At 43.9% G+C, this 25,529-nt stretch carries 29 protein-coding genes and 1 riboswitch; of the genes, 16 read left to right on the top strand and 13 right to left on the bottom strand.

Annotated features, from left to right (window positions below):
- Positions 1-19: 19 nt before the first annotated feature.
- The 12 genes from aceB to JOD03_RS05870 all read left to right on the top strand — a co-directional run bounded on the left by aceB (position 20) and on the right by JOD03_RS05870 (position 8,738).
- Positions 20-1,645 carry a malate synthase A gene (gene aceB / locus JOD03_RS05815; protein ID WP_204589902.1) on the top strand — a complete coding sequence of 542 codons (1,626 nt, stop codon included), beginning with the start codon at positions 20-22 and terminating at the stop codon, positions 1,643-1,645.
- Positions 1,626-1,748, top strand: a complete 123-nt coding sequence (gene yhfH, locus JOD03_RS05820) for a protein YhfH (protein ID WP_094944531.1) — start codon at positions 1,626-1,628, stop codon at positions 1,746-1,748. The genes aceB and yhfH overlap by 20 nt, the downstream gene beginning before the upstream one ends.
- A 231-nt stretch (positions 1,749-1,979) precedes the next feature.
- Positions 1,980-2,681, top strand: coding sequence for a DUF421 domain-containing protein (locus JOD03_RS05825; protein WP_204589903.1), 702 nt, complete (start codon positions 1,980-1,982; stop codon positions 2,679-2,681).
- A 117-nt stretch (positions 2,682-2,798) separates the two neighbouring features.
- The gene (locus JOD03_RS05830) at positions 2,799-3,491 is read left to right on the top strand and encodes a response regulator transcription factor (RefSeq protein WP_204589904.1); all 693 of its coding nucleotides are present in this window, start codon (positions 2,799-2,801) and stop codon (positions 3,489-3,491) included.
- Entirely contained in the window at positions 3,469-3,636 is a 168-nt protein-coding gene (locus JOD03_RS05835; protein WP_204589905.1) for a hypothetical protein, read from the top strand. Before JOD03_RS05830 ends, JOD03_RS05835 begins: the two co-directional genes overlap by 23 nt.
- Positions 3,633-5,747 carry a sensor histidine kinase gene (locus JOD03_RS05840; protein ID WP_204589906.1) on the top strand — a complete coding sequence of 705 codons (2,115 nt, stop codon included), beginning with the start codon at positions 3,633-3,635 and terminating at the stop codon, positions 5,745-5,747. The genes JOD03_RS05835 and JOD03_RS05840 overlap by 4 nt, the downstream gene beginning before the upstream one ends.
- Before the next feature lie 2 nt (positions 5,748-5,749).
- The gene (locus JOD03_RS05845) at positions 5,750-6,226 is read left to right on the top strand and encodes a DUF4825 domain-containing protein (protein ID WP_204589907.1); all 477 of its coding nucleotides are present in this window, start codon (positions 5,750-5,752) and stop codon (positions 6,224-6,226) included.
- A 32-nt stretch (positions 6,227-6,258) separates the two neighbouring features.
- A complete protein-coding gene (locus JOD03_RS05850; protein ID WP_204589908.1) occupies positions 6,259-6,630 on the top strand; it encodes a DUF2750 domain-containing protein in 372 nt (123 codons plus the stop codon).
- Positions 6,631-6,634: 4 nt separating this feature from the next.
- Positions 6,635-7,003: an MmcQ/YjbR family DNA-binding protein gene (locus JOD03_RS05855; RefSeq protein WP_204589909.1), complete on the top strand. Its 369-nt coding sequence runs from the start codon at positions 6,635-6,637 to the stop codon at positions 7,001-7,003.
- 113 nt (positions 7,004-7,116) lie between these two features.
- Positions 7,117-7,569, top strand: coding sequence for a MarR family transcriptional regulator (locus JOD03_RS05860; protein ID WP_204589910.1), 453 nt, complete (start codon positions 7,117-7,119; stop codon positions 7,567-7,569).
- A gap of 18 nt (positions 7,570-7,587) precedes the next feature.
- Positions 7,588-8,118 (top strand): GNAT family N-acetyltransferase, encoded by a 531-nt coding sequence (locus JOD03_RS05865; RefSeq protein WP_204589911.1) that lies wholly within the window; start codon positions 7,588-7,590, stop codon positions 8,116-8,118.
- On the top strand, positions 8,118-8,738 hold the full coding sequence (locus JOD03_RS05870) for an FMN-binding negative transcriptional regulator (protein WP_204589912.1): 621 nt from the start codon (positions 8,118-8,120) through the stop codon (positions 8,736-8,738). The genes JOD03_RS05865 and JOD03_RS05870 overlap by 1 nt, the downstream gene beginning before the upstream one ends.
- Before the next feature lie 585 nt (positions 8,739-9,323).
- Here JOD03_RS05870 and JOD03_RS05875 read toward each other — a convergent pair.
- The 9 genes from JOD03_RS05875 to JOD03_RS05915 form a co-directional block, all read right to left on the bottom strand.
- A complete protein-coding gene (locus tag JOD03_RS05875; RefSeq protein ID WP_204589913.1) occupies positions 9,324-10,136 on the bottom strand; it encodes an aldo/keto reductase in 813 nt (270 codons plus the stop codon).
- Between the two features lie 60 nt (positions 10,137-10,196).
- Entirely contained in the window at positions 10,197-10,991 is a 795-nt protein-coding gene (locus JOD03_RS05880; RefSeq protein WP_204589914.1) for an ABC transporter permease subunit, read from the bottom strand.
- The gene (locus JOD03_RS05885) at positions 10,988-11,869 is read right to left on the bottom strand and encodes an ABC transporter ATP-binding protein (protein ID WP_204589915.1); all 882 of its coding nucleotides are present in this window, start codon (positions 11,867-11,869) and stop codon (positions 10,988-10,990) included. Before JOD03_RS05885 ends, JOD03_RS05880 begins: the two co-directional genes overlap by 4 nt.
- A gap of 80 nt (positions 11,870-11,949) precedes the next feature.
- Complete coding sequence (locus JOD03_RS05890) at positions 11,950-13,392, bottom strand: magnesium transporter CorA family protein (protein WP_204589916.1); 1,443 nt, start codon at positions 13,390-13,392, stop codon at positions 11,950-11,952.
- Positions 13,393-13,455: 63 nt separating this feature from the next.
- Positions 13,456-14,091, bottom strand: coding sequence for a response regulator (locus JOD03_RS05895; protein WP_204589917.1), 636 nt, complete (start codon positions 14,089-14,091; stop codon positions 13,456-13,458).
- Positions 14,088-15,107, bottom strand: a complete 1,020-nt coding sequence (locus JOD03_RS05900) for a sensor histidine kinase (protein WP_204589918.1) — start codon at positions 15,105-15,107, stop codon at positions 14,088-14,090. The genes JOD03_RS05895 and JOD03_RS05900 overlap by 4 nt, the downstream gene beginning before the upstream one ends.
- On the bottom strand, positions 15,104-15,802 hold the full coding sequence (liaF, locus tag JOD03_RS05905; protein WP_204589919.1) for a cell wall-active antibiotics response protein LiaF: 699 nt from the start codon (positions 15,800-15,802) through the stop codon (positions 15,104-15,106). Before liaF ends, JOD03_RS05900 begins: the two co-directional genes overlap by 4 nt.
- 50 nt (positions 15,803-15,852) lie before the next feature.
- Positions 15,853-16,518 (bottom strand): PspA/IM30 family protein, encoded by a 666-nt coding sequence (locus JOD03_RS05910; protein ID WP_204589920.1) that lies wholly within the window; start codon positions 16,516-16,518, stop codon positions 15,853-15,855.
- 12 nt (positions 16,519-16,530) lie between these two features.
- Complete coding sequence (locus JOD03_RS05915) at positions 16,531-16,872, bottom strand: lmo0954 family membrane protein (RefSeq protein WP_204589921.1); 342 nt, start codon at positions 16,870-16,872, stop codon at positions 16,531-16,533.
- 220 nt (positions 16,873-17,092) lie between these two features.
- Here JOD03_RS05915 and JOD03_RS05920 point away from each other — a divergent pair, with 220 nt between their 5' ends.
- From JOD03_RS05920 to JOD03_RS05935, 4 genes are all read left to right on the top strand, one after another.
- Positions 17,093-17,704, top strand: coding sequence for a DedA family protein (locus tag JOD03_RS05920; protein WP_204589922.1), 612 nt, complete (start codon positions 17,093-17,095; stop codon positions 17,702-17,704).
- A 9-nt stretch (positions 17,705-17,713) separates the two neighbouring features.
- Positions 17,714-18,541: an undecaprenyl-diphosphate phosphatase gene (locus JOD03_RS05925; RefSeq protein ID WP_204589923.1), complete on the top strand. Its 828-nt coding sequence runs from the start codon at positions 17,714-17,716 to the stop codon at positions 18,539-18,541.
- 287 nt (positions 18,542-18,828) lie between these two features.
- A riboswitch (cobalamin riboswitch) is annotated at positions 18,829-19,011 on the top strand.
- 131 nt (positions 19,012-19,142) lie between these two features.
- Positions 19,143-21,359, top strand: coding sequence for a ribonucleoside-diphosphate reductase subunit alpha (locus tag JOD03_RS05930; RefSeq protein WP_204589924.1), 2,217 nt, complete (start codon positions 19,143-19,145; stop codon positions 21,357-21,359).
- A 13-nt stretch (positions 21,360-21,372) separates the two neighbouring features.
- Positions 21,373-22,410 carry a ribonucleotide-diphosphate reductase subunit beta gene (locus tag JOD03_RS05935; RefSeq protein WP_204589925.1) on the top strand — a complete coding sequence of 346 codons (1,038 nt, stop codon included), beginning with the start codon at positions 21,373-21,375 and terminating at the stop codon, positions 22,408-22,410.
- Positions 22,411-22,447: 37 nt separating this feature from the next.
- Here the strand turns inward: JOD03_RS05935 and JOD03_RS05940 are convergent, their stop codons facing one another.
- From JOD03_RS05940 to JOD03_RS05955, 4 genes are all read right to left on the bottom strand, one after another.
- On the bottom strand, positions 22,448-23,101 hold the full coding sequence (locus JOD03_RS05940) for a hypothetical protein (RefSeq protein WP_204589926.1): 654 nt from the start codon (positions 23,099-23,101) through the stop codon (positions 22,448-22,450).
- A gap of 52 nt (positions 23,102-23,153) precedes the next feature.
- On the bottom strand, positions 23,154-24,011 hold the full coding sequence (locus JOD03_RS05945; protein ID WP_204589927.1) for a hypothetical protein: 858 nt from the start codon (positions 24,009-24,011) through the stop codon (positions 23,154-23,156).
- Positions 24,012-24,482, bottom strand: coding sequence for an RNA polymerase sigma factor (locus JOD03_RS05950; protein WP_204589928.1), 471 nt, complete (start codon positions 24,480-24,482; stop codon positions 24,012-24,014).
- Positions 24,483-24,581: 99 nt separating this feature from the next.
- Complete coding sequence (locus JOD03_RS05955; RefSeq protein ID WP_204589929.1) at positions 24,582-25,484, bottom strand: DMT family transporter; 903 nt, start codon at positions 25,482-25,484, stop codon at positions 24,582-24,584.
- Positions 25,485-25,529: the final 45 nt, after the last annotated feature.

Raw genomic sequence — 25,529 nt, forward strand, 5'->3', positions numbered from 1 at the left:
TCGGGAAGGAGGGAAACTGATGACGCAACTGACTACTTCGATTGCAATCAAAGCGCCTCAGGATGAAGCCGTCCGCCAGGTGCTGACACCGGAAGCCCTGCAGTTTCTAGAAGGACTCCACCGGACATTCAATGCACGTCGAAAAGAGCTTTTAGAGGCACGTGAAGTGCGTCAAAAAGAACTAGACTCAGGTAGCAAGCTCGACTTTTTACCAGAGACGAAAGAGATTCGGGAAGGCGACTGGACGGTCGCCGAACTCCCGAAAGATTTACAAGACCGCCGTGTGGAAATCACGGGACCTGTTGACCGGAAGATGGTTATCAATGCCTTGAACTCAGGGGCAAAACTATTCATGGCTTGTTTCGAAGATGCGACAGCACCGACGTGGCATAACATGATCCATGGTCAGATTAATATGTACGATGCGATTCGGAAGACAATTTCCTACACGCAGCCTGGGACTGGCAAGACCTACGCATTAAACGATGAGGTCGCAGTATTACAAATTCGCCCCCGTGGGTGGCATTTGCTAGAGAAGCATGTAGAAGTAGACGGAGAGCCTATGTCAGGGGGACTATTCGATTTCGGACTCTACTTTTTCCACAACGCCAAAGAACTGTTGGCCCGAGGAAGTGGCCCGTATTTCTATCTACCGAAGCTCGAGCATCATTTAGAAGCGCGTTTATGGAATGACGTGTTTAGATATGCACAAGATACACTTGGGGTTCCCCAAGGCTCGATTCGTGCAACGGTGCTGATCGAGACGATACCTGCAGCTTTCCAAATGGACGAGATCTTGTACGAATTACGTGACCATTCAGCAGGTCTCAACTGTGGGCGTTGGGATTATATCTTCAGCTACATTAAACGTCTGCGGAATCAACCGGACGTTATCTTGCCGGATCGTGGTCAAGTCACGATGACCTCACCATTCATGCGCGCGTATACATTACTTGCCATTAAGACGTGCCATAAACGTAATGCGCCGGCAATGGGTGGGATGGCTGCTCAAATTCCGATTAAAGGAGACGAAGCAGCAAACGCGGCGGCATTTGATAAAGTACGAGAAGACAAACGCCGTGAAGTGACGGATGGGCATGACGGCACATGGGTTGCACACCCAGCGTTAGTTGCCGTGGCAATCGATGAGTTCAACGAGCATATGCCAGAGCCGAATCAGATTTTGCGAAAGCGAGACGATGTAACTGTAACGGCTGAAGACTTAGTGGAAGTATTGAAGGGCACTATCACAGAAAATGGTTTACGTGTGAACTGCTCAGTAGGTGTCCAGTACATCGCTTCATGGTTACGAGGGAACGGAGCAGCACCTATCAATCACTTGATGGAAGACGCTGCAACAGCCGAAATCTCTCGCACCCAAGTCTGGCAATGGATTCGCCATCCGGAAGGGAAGGTAGAGGATGGTCGTAAAATTACAGCTGACCTTGTAGACCAGGTCCTCGAGGAAGAATTGCACAAGCTACAAGAGCAATTTGGAAACGATGTATATGCCAACGGACGATTTGAAGAGGCTGCTAGTCTCTTTAGACGATTAGTTCTAAACGATGAGTTTATCGAGTTTCTCACAGTACCTGGCTATGACCAGTTGGAGGAGGTGACTGACCATGAATCAACCGAATCGTGAAGCGAACCCAAAAGTATGCCGCGAGTGTGGCACTGTCATTCGTGAGCAAGTCGAGTCTCAACTATTTGAATGTGAGCGTTGCTTGAACAACCAACCGGAATAACTTAGAGTGCCCCTTCTGCTTCGGCAGAAGGGGTTTTTTCTAAGGAAGGCCGAGTTTAGTTTCCATAAAATCATTTGGGGCGTTAAAGAAGGAAGTACGGTCTTTAATGAGGGAAGTACGGGCGTTAAGTGCTGCATTTGGGGCGTTAAAGAAGGAAGTACGGGCGTTAATTCAAGTTTACAGTCTAACGCCGATTACTTCCGCTCATACTATCCACAAGAGGTGATCCCCATGTGGACCGAAGACATCAACGCACTTGAAATGATCCTGCGTACCACCGTAACGTTTATAGCTCTACTTCTACTCACCCGCTTTCTAGGAAAAGAACAACTTAGCCAGCTCACTATGTTCAACTATATTACCGGCATCACCATCGGATCCATTGCTGCCGATTTGGCCGGGCAAGCAGAGACACCATTCATCGACGGTATGATTTCACTCATCATCTGGACGCTGCTCACACTTCTCGTTAGTTGGATCTCTTTAAAATCCATGCGTGCAAAAACCTTACTAAATGATGAACCATCCGTTGTCATTCGAAAAGGAAAAATTCTGCATCGTGAACTGAAAGCCAGTCGTCTTCCGGTAGAAGATTTGAAGATGCTGCTCCGCCTTCAAGGAATTTTCTCCATTACAGAAGTCGAGCACGCCATCCTTGAAACAAATGGAGAACTGAGTGTCTACAAAAAATCGGCGAACCAACCCGCCACCAAAAAGGATATGCAGTTGCCGACGAAACCGACATATTATATTCCCACTCAACTCATCACGGACGGGGTGATCATTGAACGTAATTTAGTGGAACTTGGTCTTTCGAAAGGCTGGCTTTTGAAAGAACTCAAAAAAGCGGGGTACCAAGAACCCGATCAAATATTCTATGCGGAACTTCAAGAGAACGGTAAACTCTATATCGACAGTGGCAATGACGAGTAATCTCTTCGCAAACGCGAGGGGATTTTTTGATTTCTTAAGAATTTCTTCAGAAATCTCCCCCTTACTTGTTAAGAATTGAGAGGTACAATAGAAATAGATGGAAGGAGGCGGTCGAACATGACACCATTTACAGTACTCGTCACAGATGATGACCAAGAAATTCGAGATGGGATTGAAATCTATTTAAAAAATGAAGGGTACCAGGTGCTAAAGGCCGCTAACGGACTAGAAGCACTTGCACTATTAGAACAACAGGAAGTTCACTTGATGATTATGGATATTATGATGCCTCAGATGGACGGAATCCAAGCGACATTTAAAGCGCGGGAAACACAAAACATCCCCATCATCATGCTCTCTGCAAAATCAGAGGATACCGATAAGATTCACGGCTTATCCGTTGGTGCAGACGATTACGTAACAAAGCCATTCCACCCGATGGAGCTCGTTGCTCGCGTGAAATCACAGCTACGTCGGTACACAAAGCTGGGGACCTATGAAGGTTTGCAGTCGGTAATTGAGAAAGATGGTTTAGTGTTAAACCAAGAGTCGAAAGAAGTCACGCTCGAGGGAGAACCCCTAAAGTTGACACCAACGGAGTTCAAAATCACGGAGCTGTTCATGCGTAACCAAGGGCGTGTGTTCTCGATTCCGGAAATCTATGAACGTGTGTGGCAAGAGCCTGCGTACAATGCAGAGAACATTGTGGCGGTACATATTCGAAAGATACGTGAAAAAATGGAAGCGGATCCGAAAAATCCGCGCTATATAAAGGTGGTGTGGGGCGTTGGCTACAAGATGGACAAGTAAATGGGAGACGATTCTTTCGGTAGTTGTCATGTTAATCGGCCTCGCCACCATTGGCTATTGTGCGTACTGCTTCACACAAGCGGCGGAGACATCGAGCTGGCTTGCTCAGTTGAAGCGTTTTATTGATCGAGGGGGATTAGGATGAAAAAAGAACGACATTTGGGGAAATGGATCACGGTGGGAGTGCTCATCACACTGATTTTGACGACCCTGCTCACTTGGACAGGAAACCGTCATGAGTTTTTGAACGACTTTCAAGATACAGATAGTTTTCACGGCACTATTGATTATGAAATCTTGGAGCGGTTGGGAGCTCTTTTAGTAGAACCCTTAACAGAAGAAGAGTTGTTAACAATGTACTCTGTTTCTTCTGGAGACATCGAAGAATATCGATTTCGCTATGGAAATCTAAATACACAAATTCAAAGTATCATGGACCAATATGAGCCTGTGGAAGGACAAGAACTTGGTCCAGAGTTACAAGAAGAGCGCGACGCGAAAATTGCGGATATCCGTAAAAACTTTAGTGATGATGACTATGTGAGCGAGAAGTTGGAGGCAGAGTGGGAACGAGATGTAGCAACATACTTGGCGAATCTTAAAGTTGCGCAGCGCAACTATTTGTCGAACTATCCTGGCATTGGTTACTCTTTGACAAACAATGAGACAGGTGAGACCTTTGATCGAGAAGGTTCAGCTGGCGTTAAGTTTACGTATGGTAGTGATGGTAGATGGCTACAAATGTCTCGCTTTGATAATTACGGGGAAAACACAGTATCTCTCAATGAAAAAGTGGATACAATCTATGCAAATTATAGCGGAACAGTTACGATTCCAAATGCATTTGTTGGCCAACCATTACAGCAGTACAAGGTTCGCCAAACATTGTTTTGGGTTCTCACTGTTCTGGGGTTACTTTCCTTATTAGGGGGAGTGATTGCCTGGAGAAAATGGAAGCAAGATCTACTAGCAAGTTCATTGGTGTCAGATTTAAATTCGAAACCGCAAGAAGTCCGAGCGTTATTCGCAGGAGCTACAATGTGGCTAGGCTACTCTATTACAGAAATGATTGCTAGAGGTTTAGCTTATTCTAGTTCGTATCAAACCATCCCGATTCTTGAATTTGGGTTTGCTGTACTCTTTTTTACTGTATTTATGATTTTGTTAATCAGTATTACGCAAACAATAGACGACTATTCATATGAAACTTCACTGCTGAAAAGAGTGGTTGAAGGCTTAAAAGGTTTATTTCTAAACCGAAGTCTTGCTTGGCAAGCCATCATTATCTTGGTCATTGTCTTCTTCTGGGGATTTGGAACAGTATTGTCTGGTATAGTCGGCGGATTGATTCTCGTTTGGATTCCTGCTACGGTATTCATCGGGATTCCAGCGCTTTACTTCCTATTTAGTCGAATTGCTTACTTGAATCGAACAATGGTGCAAACGGCTCGATTAAGCGATGGTGTGGTGAATGAGCCATTTGAAATCAAGGGGCGTTCCCGATTAACAGAGCATGCAAAAGTGCTGAATGGCTTGCGCGACCAACTAGTGACGTCACAGTCGTCTCAAGTGAAGAGCGAACGATTAAAGTCCGAGCTGATTACAAACGTGAGTCATGATTTACGTACACCATTGACTTCTATCATTACGTATACAGATTTACTGAAGAATCCAGAGTTAACTGCTGAACAGCGTGAGCAGTATGTAGGTGTTCTGGAACGGAAATCCGCGCGTTTGAAAACATTAATTGAAGATCTATTCGATGTGTCGAAAATGGCTTCCGGCAATATCGAATTGCACAAAACAAAAGTCGATGTCGCTTCCTTACTGCAGCAAGCCATTGCGGAGCAGCAGGAAGCACTGGATAAACAAAATCTAGATGTACGTGTCAGCATCGCTTCTCAGCCGGTACATGCATATATGGATGGACAGAAAGTATGGCGCGTGTTTGATAATTTACTTCTAAACATCAGCAAATATTCAATGCCTGGAACGCGCGTATACGTGGCGTTACAAGAAACACCAACGCACGCCGTCGTCACTTTCAAAAACATTTCGCAATATGAGTTAGGGGACGATACGGCAGAACTAACGGAACGGTTTAAACGAGGAGATCAAGCGCGTCACACAGAAGGATCTGGTTTAGGTCTTGCTATTGCGCAATCGATTGTGACGTTGCATAACGGTGAGTTTGATCTGAGCTTGGACGGAGATTTGTTCAAAGTGACGATTCTGCTTCCTAAAGGGGCGATGTAGGTATGAAGAGAGTGCTGATAGTGCTAATGTCAGTAGTACTACTAGCTGGATGTGCCAATGAAAATGCTGGGGAAACGAAGGTGGAACTGTTTGACTATGAGGGCTCCTATGTAGGATCTCCAATGTCGACAACCAATATTTTAAAGCTTCTACCGGACTATGGCCTCGAGTGGAAACAAATGGCCCTAGAAACAAAGAAAGAACCTTATGGCATTGAGCTCTATTACGAGAAAGCAGAACCGGAAATTGCGAGGGAAGCGGCTCGAACTTATAGCCTGCACTTGCTACGATTGATTACGAATGCTGACTTCGTAACACTACATGCAGGAACTACTTCCTATACGTATACACGTGAACAATGGGAATCGTGGCTCGGGCTTCCTCTTGAACGCTACGCATCAGAAGAGGAACTGAAGCAAGCGGTTCAAATGAAAGTGGAGCAAGATCCGGGCAGAGAAGGTCTCAACGAAACCTCATAATGTGGTACGATGGGGAAAAGGAGGCGGTTCGGATGAAAAAAGAATTGCATGAACTGACACGTCTACCAGCAGATACGCGGTATGAGGTCTTTTTACACACAGTAGTAGAGAACAAAGAAGTGTGGGGACTGTTCCAAGAAGGCTGGGCAACAGCTGAAGATACAAAAGGTGCTCAACGTATTTTCTTCTGGCCTTCAGAAGAATTTGCCAAGCACCAAGCGGCAAAAGAATGGCCCGGGTTCACACCTAAACCGATTGCGCTGGATGAGTTTATAGAAGCGTGGCTACCAGGTCTTGAAAAGGATGAGATTCAAATTTCAGTGTTCTCAACTGCAAAAGATGAAATTTTGGTTGAGGCAGAGACGTTGCTTGAGGATTTGGAAGATCTAGAAAGCGAGGCGTAATCAGATGCTGAACGATAACGAAGCTCTCCATGCGTTCTTTCTATCTTTACCAGGAACTACTCATGATTACAAAGAAGAGTGGACCGCTGACCGCTATATGATTGGTGACAAGATGTACGCGATGCTTGGCGGAGACAAAGAGGGAACAGCTATATTGACGTTAAAAGCAGAACCTTCGTATGCAGAAGAACTTCGTACAGAGTATGAAGCGATTGTCCCTGGCTACTACATGAACAAAACACACTGGAACTCAATCTATCGTGACGCAGGATTACCAGATGAATTGATTGGAAAGTTAATCCGACATTCGTATGAACAGGTTTTGGAAAAGCTTCCGAAGCGCACAAAACGTGAAATTTTAGGCGATTATTAAACTCAACCCCCTTTCTCTTTTCGAGAAGGGGATTTATTTTATGGAATTTTTGTTGCATTTGCAATAAAATGCATTTACAGTGAAGAGAACGACTAGTAAATAGGGGTGGCAAGGTGGCAGAGATTTTAAGAGAGATTGGAATGATTGCGAGGGCCCTCGATTCCATCAGTAATAGTGAGTTTAAAGAGTTTGAATTAGCAAAAGGCCATTATTTGTACTTAGTCCGAATCTGCGAACAGCCAGGAATTATTCAAGAGAAGGTGGCCGAACAAATCAAAGTGGATCGCACTACGGCAGCAAGAGCTATTCAGAAGTTGGAACAAAATGGACTGATTGAAAAACGACTTGAACCGTCGAATCGTAAAAATAAATATTTATACCCGACTGCAAAAGGTTTACAGATATATCCTCAGATTTTAAAAGAACATAGACATTCAGAGAATGTTGCGCTAAATGAATTAACTGAACGTGAAGCCGAGCTATTAGAACAATTGTTGGTTCGAGTAAGGCATAATATTGAGAAAGACTGGGAAGCCGTAAAAAAAGGACAGAAACGAATCTATTGAGAAGGGTTGAAGGAAAAGATGACAGTGACACTACGAAAATGCAGTATAGAAGACATTGAAACGATTCAACAGATAGGCCGCCAAACCTACTTTGAAACATTTGTTGCTTACAACACGGAAGAAAACATGAATGATTATTTGCAAAAGGCATTTGCAAATTCAAAACTTCATAAAGAACTAAAGAACCCTGACTCAGAATTTTACGTGGCAGAAAAAGACGGGAAAGTCGCCGCTTATTTAAAAATCAACCAGTCGGGCGCACAAACTGAACCTATGGATTCTGATCATCTAGAAATTGAAAGAATCTATGTATTGAAGGAATTCCAGAAGCTCGGATTAGGAAAATTACTTTATGATAAAGCGCTTGAAAGAGCGAAGGAACTTGCGAAATCTAAAATCTGGTTGGGTGTCTGGGAAAATAATCACAATGCGCTCGCCTTTTATTCAAAGATTGGATTTGAGCGAATTGGACAGCACTCCTTCTTCATGGGAGACGATGAACAAATTGACTACATCTTACTCAAAGTAGTGAAAGAAGAGGTGTATTGATGTATATCCCTAAACGATTCAACGTAAAAGATCCCGAAGAAATCTTTTCTTTTTTGAAGACGCACAGTTTTGCCACACTCATCACAACTAAGGATGGACGACCCGTAGCAACCCATATTCCTGTAATCGTGCATCAAGAAGGTGGGAACTTGCTAATCAGTGGGCATGTCGCTTATGGAAATTCACAATGGCGGACGTGGGAAGAGATAGAAGAAGCATTGCTTATCTTTCAAGGACCACACTCCTATATTTCATCCTCTTGGTATGCTGAAGAACAAGTCCCAACCTGGAACTATCAAGCAGTACATATCTACGGGGCCATTCGTGAACAGACAGATGAAGAGTTGCGAGCAGATTTGAAACAATTGATGTTTACATATGAACAACAGCGAGAAAACCCTGTCTTGTGGGAGACCGTAACACCGGAACTTCTTGAGCGTGAAATCAAAGGAATCGTAGGGTTTGTAATGGAAGCAAGCCAAGTACAAGCTGCCTACAAGATGAGTCAAAATCGAAAAGATCACGACTACGCGAACATCATCGAGCAATTAAAGGAAGAACCCGATGCTGGGTCTCACCAAGTTGCTAGTGAGATGGAGCGACTGCGAGAAAAAGATTAACAGTATTAGAAGGTGAATGCTGCTTTCTGGAAACCAATCCTTTTTAGTGTCAGTCAAATTTTCTAATTTAGAAAGAAGGAGCACCTACGCGTTGGCGTAGGTGCTTTTGGCATTTAGAGGGAGTTCCCGGGCTTGGTACTGGGTTTCGATAGATTCTGTGCGACTTTTTTACGTTACACTTTTGAGTTTCTGGAAAGATAAGAGAAATAGAGGTCCGTTCGTCGCTAGAATTGCGGTTTGCGTCGCTGAAATCGGCGCATTCGTCGCTCAAAGTAGGATTTGCGTCGCTGGAAACACGATACGAGGTCCGTTCGTCGCTAGAATTGAGATTTGCGTCGCTGAAATCGGCGCATTCGTCGCTCAAAGTAGGATTTGCGTCGCTGGAAACACTATACGGGGTCCGTTCGTCGCTAGAATTGCGGTTTGCGTCGCTGGATTTTCATGATTCGTCGCTGGATTCGTAACTTTCGTCGCTGGAAACACGATGGCGATTCTGAACAGGTGATGCCTGTAGCCTGTTTAAAATGAATTACAAAAACCCCTGAATCCATTCACAGATTCGGGGATTCATTTCTATACATTTACTTAAAAATCAATTTCGTCTGGATCTGGACCTAAACGAACATCTGTTGCAATGGCATCAATTGCTGCCATGTCGTCTGCAGAAAGCTCGAAGTCAAAGACAGCTAAGTTTTCGTGGATACGAGCAGGTGTCACAGATTTCGGTAAAGCGATGTGACCATGCTGCAAGTGCCAGCGAAGAACCACTTGAGAAAGGGCTTTGCCGTGTTTTTCTGCAAGCTCTTCAAATAGTGGAAAGTCTAAAAACTTCCCTTGCATCAATGGACTCCATGCTTCCACATGAATTCCTGCCTCTTGTAGAGACGTCACAAACGCACGCTGTGGGTTTTGTGGATGCAATTCAATTTGATTCACCATTGGTTTCATCAAACCAGCTTCTTCTAATTGATCCAAGTGATGTTGCTTGAAGTTTGAAACACCAATCGTCTTGATTTTGCCTTCTTCATAGAGGTCAACAAGTGCAGCCCATGCTTCAACGATGCCATCTACTGGCCAGTGCAATAAGCAAAGGTCCATATAGTTCGTCTGCAGACGCTCAAGGGATTCAGCGAATGCTTCTTTTGTGCGACGTGCACGGATATCGTCGTTCCAAATCTTACTCGTCAAGAAGATTTCTTCACGGGCAACGCCAGAAGCTGCAATTCCTTTAGCAACGCCTTCTTCATTTTTATAAACAGCTGCTGTATCAATGTGACGGTAGCCTGCACGCAACGCTTCTTCTACAGCTGCCGGTGCTTCTGTGTCATTGTCGACACGCCAGACGCCAAACCCGATTTGGGGAATCTTTGTACCATTGCTTAATGTAACAAAATCCATGAAAACCTCTCCTTTCGGTTCGGTCTTCATTTTACCACTAGTATTTCGATTATCAAAACATTATAGCGTGAGGTTGCGACGTTTAAACGTAAACAATGAAAGACTAAAAAATATACCTGCAACTAACACTAATAAGCCACTGTGCCATATCCAATCGGGTTGGTCTTTAAGAATGCCGTTCGCATCAAACAATGTAAATAAAGAGAGAATCTTCAACCATTCCAAGTCGCTACTCAAGCCACTCATAATAACGGAGATGACCATGAACCCGAATACACCAGCCCCGAGCATATACGATTTTCCGCTTTCATTGAACAATGTTGCGAAGAACAGGGCGATCGCTCCGAGTGCTAAAAGTAAAGTAAAGCTATTGATGAGAAGCGCGAGTACATAGGAGTAGTTCAGATCTAAATTCCAAAGAATATCTGCTAGAAATAAGAATGCTCCGTTTAAACCTGCTACAAGTAACGATGCACTGACTAAAATGCCTCCTACAGCTACTACGTACGTGTTTCGAGATATAGGGGCACTCAAATACAACATGAGTTCACCGGAGTCAATTGGACGCGCTAAAAGACGAGAGGCCATCGTTAGTGCAAAGAGTAACGCAACAATTTGAAAAATAAGCCCGTAGTAGTTACCGGATAAAATGTTCAGGACACTATCCATCATCGTGGCAGGATCATATTGAAAGATATCGAGCAACTCTTTCGGGAGTGAATCAATCTTAGCGTCAATCAAGCCAGTTTCCGCGATAGAAGGATAAATCGCTGCAATCATAAAAATGTAAAGGCTTGTCCCAATACTATAGCCTAGAATCCAACCAAGGTTGTCTTTCACAAGTGCGCGAATCATACGGACTCCTCCTCTGCATAATAATGGATGAAGACAGTTTCAAGGTCCGCTGGTGCTGAACGGAACGAGATGACTCGGTAAGTAGCAAGAGATTGAAGTAAGGTGTTCAATTCATCTGTCGTAGAAACCGAAACGTCGACTCGAGTTCCCATAGATTTTCCGTGCATCGCCTCAGAGAACTGTTGGGCAGACTGAGTATTCTCAAACTCAATGTGAAACAGTTTTCTGCTAGAAGCAATTAGGCCATCGATTGAATCCGACACGACAATCCGCCCGTTGCGAATCAAAGCGGCATGATCACATGTCTTTTCCATCTCAGGAAAGTGGTGAGAACTCATCAAAATCGCTTTGCCGGCCTCTTTCTCGCGGAGTACAAGTTCTAAAAATCGTTCTTGCATGAGTGGGTCGAGTCCACTGGTCGGTTCATCCAACAAGTAAACAGGTGCATCTTTCATAAAGCAGCGAATGATTGCGAGCTTTTGCTTCATACCTTTAGACATCTTACGTACTTTAACTTTTGTATCAAGCGGAAAAAGTGCGAGTAATTCGTTTTCACGTTCCGGAGATGTACGATCCATTCGGCGTGTAAGCGTCAAGATGTCGTCACCCGTCAAATCAGCAGGAAAGCTGATTTCACCCGGAAGGTAGCCGACGAGTTTTTTCACGTTCGGGGAAGAAGACCAACAATCGTAGCCACCAATCGTTGCTTTTCCAGAATCGGGTTGCAGAAGACCCATGAGATGGCGAATAGCTGTCGATTTTCCAGCACCATTTGGTCCGATAAAGCCAAATACGGTTCCAGGTTCAACAGTAAACGACACATCAAACAATCCCTTGTTTTGTGCAAATTTCTTGGTAAGGTTCTTGAGTTGTATCATGTTCATCACTTCTTTCTCTTGACGTCGTTGCTTATATACTTCTACAAATCAAAAAAGAATCCTCCAGAATAACGGAGGATTCAAAATTGGCTCCGTCGATAGCGACGGTATTTTTTCTTAATAGTTGTAGCAATAGTCGTCACGATTAATAGGAATGAGAGAGCGATTCCCGAGAGTGCAACTACTAGTGCGACCCACTCGAAGAAGGAATACCCAGGTGCTTTGCCCCAATCCGTAAATCCTTTCCAATCTTCAATGACGAGATTCATTCCGTAAATCCCAGAGACTACAGTAAACGTTGTGAGCATAAATAGTAAAAAGTTTTGTTGTTTGTCTGCTTGGTTTTCTTGCGTTCGGTAAAGCTCTTGTAATGTATCCCGTACTTCTTGGAATGTTTCGTCAAGGTGAAAGACGTCGACAAATGTCTTTGCGTGTTCCTTCCCAGTAGTACGGACGGATACTTCTCCAAAATAGTAGCGAGCGGAAAATTTAGAAATCATCTCAATCAACTCTTCCACATACGCCTCGTCCTTCTTCCAGCTGACGTTACTATGTTCGAAAGAAAGACGAAGTAACATGATACGGTAGAAGTAATGTAAGAGCAAATTGTAATAATGTGTACTCATAAACTGACGTAATTCATCCTGCATATCAGATGGATCACATACGGTGACTGTCGAGTGCGTGTACTCGGAAGTGACCGTATAGGTAAAGGGCGCAGATCGGTCATTTGCATGGCGCTTTAGGTAACGTTCTACATAATTAGGGGATGTGCTAGAAATGAAAGGCTCGCCTTTTAGGTTAATGCCGTCTAATTGCCCTAAACGATAGATCTGATCATTCGTTAGTTGTTGTCCAGATTTCGCAAAGATGAAGGCCGAACTATACATTCGTTCATCTTCAAAATATGGCAGTGTGCCAAAATAGCCTGGTAAGCGGTGTTCTCGTAAAATAAACGGATGCAAACAAGGAATCATATGTTGAAAAATATAGTCATTTGTCGAATTGAATGTGCGTTCTGCAGCACGTATAATAGCCCCTTTTTCTTCATCAAGTTTTGCTTCAACTACACGGAAATGATGAATGAAATTTAGCATATGATGCAAAGCCATCTCATTGTTTACTTCTAATCGAATTGTTAAAAGACCGATACCAAATGGGCACAGGGTAATGTCTAAACTATGTAATTGGAAAGGTGTAGTAGACCCATCAACCAAGAGTTCTCCGTGCTCTTCAAAAGAGCGGGAAAAGCGACTAAAGCTATTGTCGTGTGGAGAGGAAGGGAACAACTTGTCTTCGACGAATGGAAAAAAGAATTGTTCGAGCTCTGCATGGCGAACCGCGATATCAGGTCCATAGAAGGCATCTTCCAATTCCGTTTTATTCAAGCAAAAGAATGTATAGTCCTCTCGCTCCAATTCATCAATCAGCTCTTGGCGTTTTTTCTCATGAAACGCAAAAGGGAATAGAAAATTCACATACCCATGTTCAATGTCTAATGGTGTAATTTCCACAGGTTTCATAAGACTACCTCCAATTCGTCAAGTCTTTCCTCACTTTTCCACTCTTCCGTCAAACGTAAACGTCTAACTACGAGAAATGAGCTGATGTTCATAGGCATAAATAACAGCTTGTGTCCGGTCTTGTACATCGAGTTTTGATAAAATGTTGCTCACATGTGTCTTGGCTGTTTTGAGTGTGATATAGGCTTGATCGGCGATTTCTTGATTGCTTAAGCCTTTTGCCATGAACAGTAAGATCTCCATTTCACGCTCGGTTAGGGAGTCGTGTAACGCATGTTGAGGAGAGCGCATACGTTGCATCATTTTTGTCGTCACTTCTGGTTCTAACACCGCTTGACCTATATAAGTCTTTCGAATGGCTTCTGCGATATGAGAAGCTTTTGAGGTTTTTAAAAGATAACTGACAGCACCCGCTTCAAGAGCAGCGTACACTTTGTCGTCATCAATGAAACTGGTCACCATCATGATGCGAGCTTCCGGCCAAGCTTTCACAATTTCAGCAGTCGCTTCTGCACCCGTTAGAATGGGCATCACCATATCCATCAAAATCACATCAGGTTTATGTTCAAGAGCCAAAGACACGGCTTCTTGACCATTAGAGGCTTCTGCTACAACATCCATATCGGGTTGCGCTTGAAGATACGCAGCGACACCGATACGGACCATTTCATGATCGTCTGCGAGCAATATTCGAATCATTGGATTTCCTCCTGACGTTTTGGTACTTGAACTTCAACAAATGTTCCTTGGTTTGGGACAGAGACGACTTTTGCTGTAGCACCCATCTCTACTGCACGTTCATACACATTTCCTAATCCATATGCACCTGGTTTTAACTGCGTGGAATGAAAACCGACTCCATTGTCTTGTACCCGGAAAATCACGAGTTGGGGTTGATCCATCAAGCGAATCTCCATCTCTGTTGCTTGCGCGTGACGCAGTGTGTTAGACAAAGTCTCTTGCGCAATACGAAATAAATGGTCTTCAGAAGCTTTGGTTAACTTCACAGGGTCTAACTTCCATTTCAGTTGAAGCTGCACTTTTTGTTGGAGTTCTTCTAAAAGTTCCTCCAGGCCTTCTGCTAGCGTCCGGTCATGCAATCCTGCAGGACGTAAGTGAAGCAAAAGGGCACGCATTTCGAGTTGCGCTTGGTGGATAGCCCGCTCCAATTGTTCCATACTGCGCTTCGGCGGATTTTCGAGTTCCACCATACTAGAAGCGAGCATCGATGCACCAAACAGCTGTTGAGAAACCGAGTCATGTAATTCACGAGCTAAGCGTTGGCGCTCTTCTACCACTCGCTCTTGAATGAGCTTCGCTTGCGAATCTGCTTTTTGCTCGGAAATTCGTGTGAGTGTCTTTCGTTGTGTGGCCAGAAGATGAGAGGTTTTTTCAAACGCCTCGTTTAGACGTTTACTAAAGTTTGGTTGTAAACGTTTCGGGAATCCATCTCCTTCATAAAGAGAAACAAGTCCTGTTTGAACAGATCGATCCAAACTCCGCGTGCTTTGGCGAGCGAGTAAATAGGATAAAAAGCTGAATGCAAAAATTGAAAAACTCAGCCAAAACGCGAGTGGCAGGTCTGCAAATGTGATGTCATAGAGTGGAGCCCATGTTTCAAAAGTAGGCGTTCCCAACAGAACGACAAATAAACTGACGAGGAGAAGGTGCCAAAGCAGTGCAAAGCCAAGGAACAGCGTTGTAAACTGTCTCATTTGCGCAGCACCTCCAAATCCCCAAGCCAGCTAGCTACAGTAATTATCAGTTCAGGTGAATCCGCGTCTGTCGAACTGCGGTCTTCTTTATAAAAACTCTGATTCCAAAGTCGTGTTACGGGTTCATCGAATACACAGACTTCCCCAATGATAGTTGAGTAGTAAACTCGAACGTTCACGCCATATGGGACAAGGATAGTCGTCTTGCCGACTACTTTTCGAATCGATATAAAACAAGTATCTTTTGGCAAGATTGTGTTCGTAAGATCTAAATCATATTCTCCAAACACGCTTTGGATATGCACATCTTTCCATGCGTATGGTTCGGAAGAGGTGACTTGAGTTGAAAACATACGTTGTTGTAAAACAGGTGAATCCGCTGTCGTATCTGAAAAGTGAAGTTGTTCCCAAGTCGGAATTGGTTCCTTTTTCCAGACTTTATAAAGGATATAGAGAACAATTCCAAAGAGTAGTAAGCGCGTGGTGACCATCGAGAATACCGAGATAAACAATAACACGAGACCGATCCAAAACAATACGCGATTGTCTCTGCGTAATCCCATGTAAATCAGCACACACCCAATGATGACGACCACGATTGAGCCGTTTTCAAACAGCAATGTCTCGGCTGCAAGTAATGTGAGGAAGCCGATTAGAATAAGCGAGTACTGGTTGGTCTGGTTGTCTTTCGTCATTTGTGTTCCCCCTCTCGTTGGAAAAAACAGAGGGGAGTTCCCTCTGCTTTCTATTCTACACGTGATTGTTCATTTGTCTCTTGCTTTTTTGATAGGTTCTCCAGGCGTTCTTCTAAAGTCGAAGCTGGTGTTGTCTCCTCAGCAGGTTCTTGCGCTTTCGGTGATTCAAAATAACGCTCCATTTCTTCGTGAGAAGCAAGTGGGCGAGCGTGCAATGATTCCTCAATCACTTGATCCATGTCCCGGTGTGCTTTTGCAACATTTTCCGTGCTCATCAGTTGTAGTTGACGCACTTTCATATTTTTCACTTTATGCTTCATTTCCTCATGCTTGCGTTCTAGAATAATTAATTCATCCGTCGCGCGTTGAATGCTAGATGTTAGCACGTGGATACGGTTTTCATACGTGTCTACTTCCATTTTCGCAAAGTCAATCAAGTCCTGCTCATTTGTAAGAAGAGCCAGTTCATATTGTTCTTGGCGTTTCGTCAACAAATCTTGTGCCTGCTTTTGTTCTTCTTCCAGTTTTGCTTTTAAGTGAGCTTGTCGGTCGACCCATCGTTTGGTCTGTTCTGTACGTTTTTCTGCCTCCCGTACATAGACGTTTAAGGCCTGAATAGGGTTGTCACGTCGCTCCTGCTCAGTTTTCGGTCTGTCGAAAAGTTGGCGTACATCGTGTTCAAAGGTTTCAGCTAGTCGAGTAAAAATGTTTGTCATGGAAGTTCCTCCTTAGTTTTTGTTGATTGTTTTCCATTCACGTTCAAAGTTTTCAAATGGATCGTTTGAGCTGCGTGTAAGTGGTGCGTCACTGCATTTGCGGATCGCATACCAGACAAGTGCTAGTGCTGCGATGCCGATGAAAGCTGGGATGTTTGAAACAGCTGTCAGTAATCCGACGATTCCAACAGTTGCCCAAAAGACCTTACCAAGCGTGGAATGACTTTGAAGGAAGTAGTGAAGTCCTCCGATAACGAGTAGTGCGGAAAAGGCAAGTCCGATCAGCGAGCCTAAGTTGGCTAAGACGACGATTGCGCCAGTGATGCCGAGTAAAACGTATAGAAATTTTTTCATCATGTTTCCCTCCTTGTTTGTATAGTCTAAGTATAGAAGGGTTTTTCGTTTGACCAAACGGGCGCTAAGCCGATTTTCCTATCGGTCTTAAGATGTAGAGGCACTACACCTTGTCATCTGCTATACTATTTCGGGGAACCTTTATATATAGGAGACGTTTCATGTATTGTGAATTCGGGAACAGACTCGAAGGTCAAGTACAAAGTAAAGGCGGCTTATTATGGAGCAATGGATTACCGATTGGCTCAGTGAGTTTGGTTACTGGGGCGTTTTTCTCTTAATCATGATTGAAAATGTATTTCCACCGATTCCTTCCGAGATCATTTTGACGCTTGGTGGGTTCATGACAACGACGACATCAATGACAATTGTCGGTGTGATTACAGTGGCTACGCTTGGTTCTGTAGCGGGTGCTGTAATTTTATACTTCATCGGACTGCAGTTAGATGTCGAGCGACTTGAGAAAATCGTTGAAAAACATGGTCGTTGGTTACGTGTCACGAAAGAAGATATTCACCGGGCAGAAGCCTGGTTTGACCGCATTGGCCCGTGGGCTGTATTTTTTGGTCGTTTGGTTCCACTTGTGCGCAGTTTAATTTCGATTCCTGCGGGGATGTCGAATATGCGATTTAGTGTGTTTTTACTTTTCACAACGCTGGGGACTGTGATTTGGAATACGATTCTCGTGTCCGTAGGTGCGGCACTCGGGGAAAATTGGCATACGCTCGTCGGCTATTTTGATATTTATTCGAATGTTATCTACGTAGTCCTAGTTTTGGTAGCCATTGCTTGGTTTATTTGGTTTATAAATAAGAAAAAGAAACATTCATAAGGAGATCTCATGGAAATTATTGAATTATTAAAAGCATTATTACTTGGTTTTGTGGAAGGGATGACGGAGTTTGCACCGGTATCTTCTACGGGTCACATGATTATCGTGGATGATTTGTGGCTGCAGACGAAAGAGTTTTTAGGGCAGAGTTCAGCGAATACATTTAAAGTCGTCATTCAGCTCGGCTCGATTTTAGCGGTTGTGTTTATTTTCTGGAAGCGTCTTTTAAGTCTTGTGGGTCTACATAAGATGGAAGGCACAGCTCCAGGGCATCGCTTCAACATTGCGCACGTGTTGGTGGGGATTTTACCAGCAGGTGTCTTAGGGTTGTTGTTCGAAGATATTATCGATTCGTATTTATTCACGATTGAATGGGTAATCGTCAGCTTATTTGTCGGAGCCATCTTCATGATTATTGCGGACAAGTTCGGACCGAAAAACCCAAGTATTACAACTTTGGATGACATGACATACGGCAAAGCATTGAAAATCGGTTTGATTCAGTGTTTATCGTTGTGGCCAGGATTCTCGCGCTCAGGCGCAACGATTTCAGGGGGAGTTTTACTTGGTCTTGACCACAAGACGGCAGCGGACTTTACATTCATCATGGCGGTACCGATCATGTTCGGTGCTAGTGCGGTATCGTTGATTTCGAACATGGAAGAAATCAATATGAGCCACATGGGCTTTTATGCGGTTGGATTTGTCAGTGCATTTGTGTTCGCATTAATTTCTATCAAGTTTTTCTTGAAGTTAATCGCGCGCGTGAAACTGACACCGTTTGCGATTTATCGTATGGTACTTGCAACGGTTCTAGCCTTCATCGTATTTTTATAAGATCTGATTGGCCCGCTCCTATTTGAAGGAGCGGGTTTTTGTTTGGGGTGGGGTTAGGCGTGGAATTAGTTTCCATAATATCAGTATCTGGTGAACGGAAGGAATTAGAAGTCGAAACTCGCCAAACAACTGTCGAATCTCCCGACACAATTGCCAAAACGCCCGACACAATTGCCGAACTCCCATCCAAATTCTCAATCCTATACTTCCGACCTTATTTCCCAAAAAGTCAAGACTTCCATTCTCAGATTGAGTATGGTTTAATAAACACAAGTACACAACATTTAGTGATGAAGCGAGTTACAGGTACCATATCTATGGTTTAATAGGGAATCCAGTGAAAAACTGGAGCTGTCCCCGCAACTGTAAGTGCGGACGACTGCCAACACAAGCCACTGCGTGAGAACGTGGGAAGGCACGGCAGAAGGAAGATGCACAAGCCAGTAGACCTGCCTGTTCTCGCATGAGCTTCACCTTCTTCGGGGATTGAGAAGGGAACGCGAGACGCCTTTAGGCATACGCGTTTTTTTTGTCGTTTATAGCGACGGTTTCCCTGAAAAGGAGAGCCGTCGCTTTTTTGTGTCAAAAAGGAGGAATTCCGATGACGACGCATACCCTCTTCCGCAGTGAAGAACGACTCAAGCAGCTGTTTACTGCTGAACAATTAGACGAATTTTGGCGTCTCTCAAAACGCTGGAAAATTCGTCACCCGCAAGGCGCGGAGGACGCCTGGCTACACGCTATGAGTCTAGAAGCATTAAACTTACTTGATGAACAACACCCGTACTACACATTTGTCGCCGCTACACTCTATGAAGAACAACTCTATACGCAAGTTGCTACTAAACGAAATGTAGCTGTAGAAGACGTTCATACCGTGTTTGGCAAAGAAGCAAACCGACTTGCTGCACGCGGACTCTATCAAGCAGAAGTGATTACGAGTTACAGTCAACAAGAACTGACCGAGATGAGTAGCTGGCTCGACCGATCGCGTAATCAGCTATTCACCTATATTGGTTTGAAAACACTCGTTGACCGCTACGTGACTCGAGACTTTAACCGGGAAATCGTAGAACTTCCACAAGAGCGATGGCTTATGATTGCGATGACACTTCATAGACAGGAAAAAACCAATCGGTTACAAAAAGTGAAAGACGCCTATTGGGCACTTAGCAATCTCTACATGACAGTGGCAACTCCTACATTAGCTAACGCCGGGAAACCGAATGGACAACTCTCTAGTTGTTTCATCGATACAGTCGACGATAGCCTGCAAGGGATTTATGACAGTAACACCGACGTTGCGACTCTTTCCAAATATGGTGGAGGTATAGGTGTATACATGGGGAAAGTTCGGAGTCGAGGGTCAAGCATTCGCGGATTCAAAAATGCTTCAAGCGGTGTCGTTCCTTGGATCAAACAACTGAACAACACAGCAGTCAGTGTGGACCAACTCGGGCAGCGGCAAGGTGCAATTGCTGTGTACCTCGACATTTGGCACAAAGATATTCTGGCATTTCTGGATTTACGTCTAAACAATGGGGATGAACGGCTGCGTGCGCATGACATTTTTACAGGTATTTGCTTGCCAGACTTATTCATGGAGAAAGTAGAGGCGCGTGAGGAATGGTACTTGTTCGACCCACATGAAGTACGCACACTTATGGGCTTCTCTTTAGAAGACTGCTATGACGAGCAGGAAGGACGCGGAACATTCCGTACGCGATACCAGCAATGTGTGGAAAATGAAGCACTTTCGAAAGATACGATCCCAGCCATTGATATTATGAAGCGTATCATGAAAAGTCAGTTAGAGACCGGCGTGCCATTTCATTTTTACCGTGACGAGGTCAATCGACAAAACCCGAATGCGCATGAAGGCATGATTTACTCCAGTAATTTATGCACGGAAATTATGCAGAACATGTCAGCGACGACGTTTGAGTCGACAAAAATTGAAGAAGACGTCATTGTCACAAAGCGTCACCCCGGGGACTTTGTCGTTTGTAACTTGTCCTCTATTCATTTAGCTCGCGCGGTGGAAGACGATGTACTCGAACGGTTAATTCCTATACAAGTTCGTATGTTAGATAACGTCATCGAGCTCAATGATCTCCCGATTCCACAAGCCAAGCGTACAAACCTTCGTTACAGGGGAATCGGACTTGGTACGTTCGGATGGCATCATCTCCTTGCGAAAAAAGCGATTCGTTGGGAGTCGAAAGAAGCGATAGAACTGGCGGATGAACTTTATGAAGAAATTGCCTTCCTGACAATTCAAGCGTCAGCCGACCTTGCAAAAGAAAGAGGGAGCTATCCGCTCTTCACAGGCTCTGATTGGGAACAGGGGGCGTACTTTACAAAGCGTGGCTACACGTCCGGGCGTTGGAGACAATTGAAAAAGCAGGTTGGAGAGACGGGCATTCGAAATGGATACTTGATGGCTGTAGCTCCGAATTCATCAACTGCAATCATTGCGGGAACGACAGCAAGTATTGATCCGATTTTCCAGAAGCGCTACTCAGAAGAAAAGAAAGACTACAAGATTCCCGTAACAGCGCCAGAGCTCAATGAAGAAACGACATGGTATTACAAGTCGGCGTACTATATCGATCAACACTGGACGATTCGACAAAATGCAGCACGACAGAAACATATCGATCAGAGTATATCTTTAAACTTCTATGTACAAAACACGATACAGGCAAAAGAGTTACTCGCACTCCACTTAGAAGCCTGGAAACAAAAAATGAAATCTACGTACTATGTTCGATCAACATCCATAGAATTGATTGACTGCGATTCGTGTTCAAGTTAAGGGGGAGACAAAGTTGGAACTAAAACAACGTATACTACTAGACGAACAAGCACCTAACCGCTCGACTGGAATCGTGAACGGAGAATCCTCGAACATACTAAACTGGGATGACGTCCGTTTTCGCTGGGCGTATCCAAAATATAAGAAAATGCTCGGGAACTTTTGGACGCCTTTCGAAATCAATATGAGCCAAGACATCCGACAGTTTCCAGAGTTGTCTGCAGATGAACGAGAATCCTTTTTAAAAATCATCGGGCTTTTAGCACTTCTCGATAGTGTCCAAACAGACTTCGCCGGGAAAGTGGCTGATTACCTCACAGATTCAAGTTTGTCCGCACTGATGATCATCTTGGCGCAACAGGAAGTAATTCATAATCATTCCTATTCATATGTACTCTCAAGTCTCGTCAGCGAGTCGGAGCAAAAGCGTGTATTTGACTACTGGCGAACAGAAGACAGTTTGAAGGAACGCAATCGATTCGTAGTTGAAGGCTATCAATCGTTTGCGGAAAGTCCAACTGTGGAGGGTCTTTTAGATGCTGTCATTTATGATGTAATCCTAGAAGGGTTGTTCTTCTATTCGGGCTTTGCGTATTTCTATCATCTGGCACGTCATCAAAAGATGGTCGCAACAAGTACAATGATCAATTACATCAACCGAGATGAACAGCTTCACGTCGACTTGTTCGTTAAAATCTATCAGTCGTTATTGGAAGAACACCCACATCTCGATACACCAGAACAGCGAGCCAAAGTCACGGCAACATTCAAACAAGCAGCAGAACTTGAAATTGACTGGGCGTATGAAGTGATCGGGAATAAGATTGAAGGTTTAGAAGTAGACGATGTGGAAGAGTACATTCGTTTTATGGCCAATATCCGATGTAACCAACTAGGTGCTGAGAAGCCATATCCGGAAGTACGTCAAAATCCGATTCGATGGATCAAAGCGTACGAGGAAGTCGATCAAGGAAAGACAGATTTCTTTGAGCAGAAGTCGAGACAATATGTAAAAGTAAATGTTGTTGATAATGGATTTGATGAATTATAAGAAAGAGCCTTTGTTCAGTAGTGAACAAGGGCTCTTATTATTCGGTCTCACGCGTATCTTTCATTTGAAATGAAGCAACCATTGCCTGTAAGCGCGGCGCATAGTTTTCTTCAGCACCTTCTGGGTAGCGGAGCGTTAAAAGAAAAGTAGCATCTTGCATAGGATTCATCAAAAGATAGACATCGAGCGCTTCTGTCTCTGAAGAACCTTCTAAATGAAGTGCGTCGAGTGGGTCCGTGACTTCTACAGGAGCTTGCACACTGAAGTCTTGGCGATATTGTTCGGCTCTAGTTCGTGCCACTTGTTGCGGTGTCTGGTCAGGCACGTTTTCAATCGTCAGCGTGATTAGTGGACTTTCTTTGGCTGTGATTGTTTGAGAGAGACCATCTTCTACTGTGAAGAGAGATTCGTCTATATAGATAACGTACGTATTCAGTTCATCTGAAAAACGTGTCATCTCGACAGTTTGTTGCACACCCTCAATTTCTAATGCGATTTCTTTTGTTTCTGGATGATTGGATACCTCAGGAGGTGTAACAAGTGGCTGTTCTGTCGGTTCAAGGTTGTCATCAATTTGTTGCTCATCGACTAAGTCACCTTCTTTACCAGGGAAGAGGTCAGAAGAGAGAAGGTAGATGAGCGCAATCATAGCGATTCCGAGAATGGCTGCATATCCTATTGATTTTCGCATAATCCGACGCCTCCTTTTTCACTCTCTATTCCCTGAATCAAAAAAATTACACTCAATCGAGCACTTGCAATGTTTTTAGCATAGAAAAGAAACGGGCACCGTGGCCTTCTTGTGCTTCTAAAAATACAGTTTGAGTAACTACAATTGTAGATTCATCATGTTGTTGGTCGAGTACATAGATAGTAGTGACTTCACTAGAAGGGGAGTCGCCTTCACGCGCATGAAGCTTATAACCCACTACTGGTTCTGTTACAAGTTCAGAGTCAATTGTGGCGCCTGAATACTTTTCTTCTAAAAGAGCCGCTTTCTCAGAAGCTAGTTCTGTAGGCTTTTTCCCAGGAATTGTATCAATTTGTAGCTTCACCTCCGGATAATCAGTGCCTAATGAATTACGCGCCACAATAGAAGCTGAAGATTCATCTGTAGTGTTGGAGTCGAAACGAGAATCAAAGGAAATCTCATAAAGCTCTTCATCTGCGTATAGAACATAAGCAAAATTCCCAGGCACGACGCGGCTCATAGCAATCATTTCTTCTGTGCCTTCAATTTGAAGCGGGACCTCTTTCGTTTCTGGGAAACGCGCATCTATCTTGGTTAATTCCTGTTCCACAAATCCAGGCTCACCTCTTGTCAGCTGATCATCTCCAGTAGTAGTAGTCGAATCTGAATCAGACGTACTGGGGACCTCTGAAGTTATTTCCGGTGATTGATTGTTTATAGAAAAATAAATGAGAGTTCCGAGCACTAAAACCATAGTAGCGACTGCACCTATCCAAGATCGCTGCATCATCAATCGCCTCCTTTCTTTTCGTAAATCTCGATCCATTTCCCCATTAATTCGCTCCCAAACATCTTCAATATCTTTCTGTTCTGTAGAAATTTTCTTTAATTCGTTCTCCCATTTCTCCATTTAAACACCTTCCCCGTAACTCTCACGCATTAGCTCACGAGCTTTTGCAAGTCGAGATTTTAATGTATTGACATTCACGGATAATAAGTCAGCAATTTCGTATTCTTTCCAACCATCCAGATACTTGAGAAGTAAGGGTACACGATAGGTTTCTGGTAATTTTGAAACAGCATCCATCACATCACTAAACGGTTCTCTAGAAGGAGTGGATTGTTCGATTTCGAGTCCGTTTGAAGGAAAACTTCGTGCTTCTTTTTTCTGTAGACGTCGACATTCATTGATAAGTATTCGATACAACCAAGGCTTCACAGGTTGGTTGGAATCGTATGTGCTCGAAAATCGGTAAACGCGAAGAAACGTTTCCTGCAAAGCATCTTTTGCTAGTTCACGGCGTCCCGTAATAGCAAGAGCCATCCGATAAAGGTCAGGGGCAAAGTCTGTATACAGTTGTTGGAATTGTGACCGGTCCATACAAGTCCTCCTTCGTGTTACACCTATACTACCCGAGACAACTGGAAAAAGTTGATGAGAAATGAAATAAAATAAAAAAACCACCGCACAGGGTGGTTTTTAAGAACGATTAACCGTATAAATTCCGAAAGCTACGAACACCAGAGCTAACAAAATTGGCAATGTGAATGTCTCACCAGGGAGCAATAGAACAGACAAACCGACGCCACTTACAGGAACAAAAAACTTATAGATCCCGACGTGACTTGCTTTATGATACTGCAAAATTGCAAACCATAGAGCGAATGCAATGGCGGACAAAGCTACCATGTAGAGAAGTAAACCTATAGCTAAAGGTGTCCATGTAAGCGAGGCTGTATCGGCAAATGGAAAAGCGGTTATGAGAAGTAAAATCGCACCAAGTGTAAGTTGCCAGCCGGATAACGTGAACGGATGAATGCCTTTCCCCATTTCTTTCGCCATAATCGTTCCTACCGCACTCGTAAATGCAGAGAGAAGTAAAAAGCCTTCCCCCAGAAATTCAAAGCTTCCATCAAACGATTGGCCCCAGTTGGCGAAAAAGATTCCTGTAAATCCGGCAGCAAGACCTAACCATTTCTGCCACCCGAGTCGATCATTCGCATAGATAAAATGAGCAAGCAAGATTGTGAAGAACGTATTGCTTGAGATGATAATAGACGCCTGAACTCCAGATGTATTCGAAACTCCAACGTAAAAAAACAAATACTGAAGCGTCGTCTGAACGATTCCGAAAATCAGCAAGATGCCGTATTGTCTACGCGTCAGTTTTAATGCACTTCGCTTGATTAGTAGTAAACCACCAAGGACTAGTAGGCCTGCAAATAAAAAACGGAGTCCAGCAAGCCACATCTGTTCCGCGATTCCAGTACTTGGGATGCCGAGTTCACTATACGATAATTTTAATGCAGGGAACGCGCTCCCCCATAATAAGGCACAAAAAATCGCAATGACGACCATGACCCATTTCTTTTGTAAATTCATATGTACCCGACCTTTCCTGTACGAATTGTAGCAGGCAGGTCAGGG

The organism is Chryseomicrobium aureum, assembly GCF_016909155.1.
GTDB lineage: Bacteria > Bacillota > Bacilli > Bacillales_A > Planococcaceae > Chryseomicrobium > Chryseomicrobium aureum.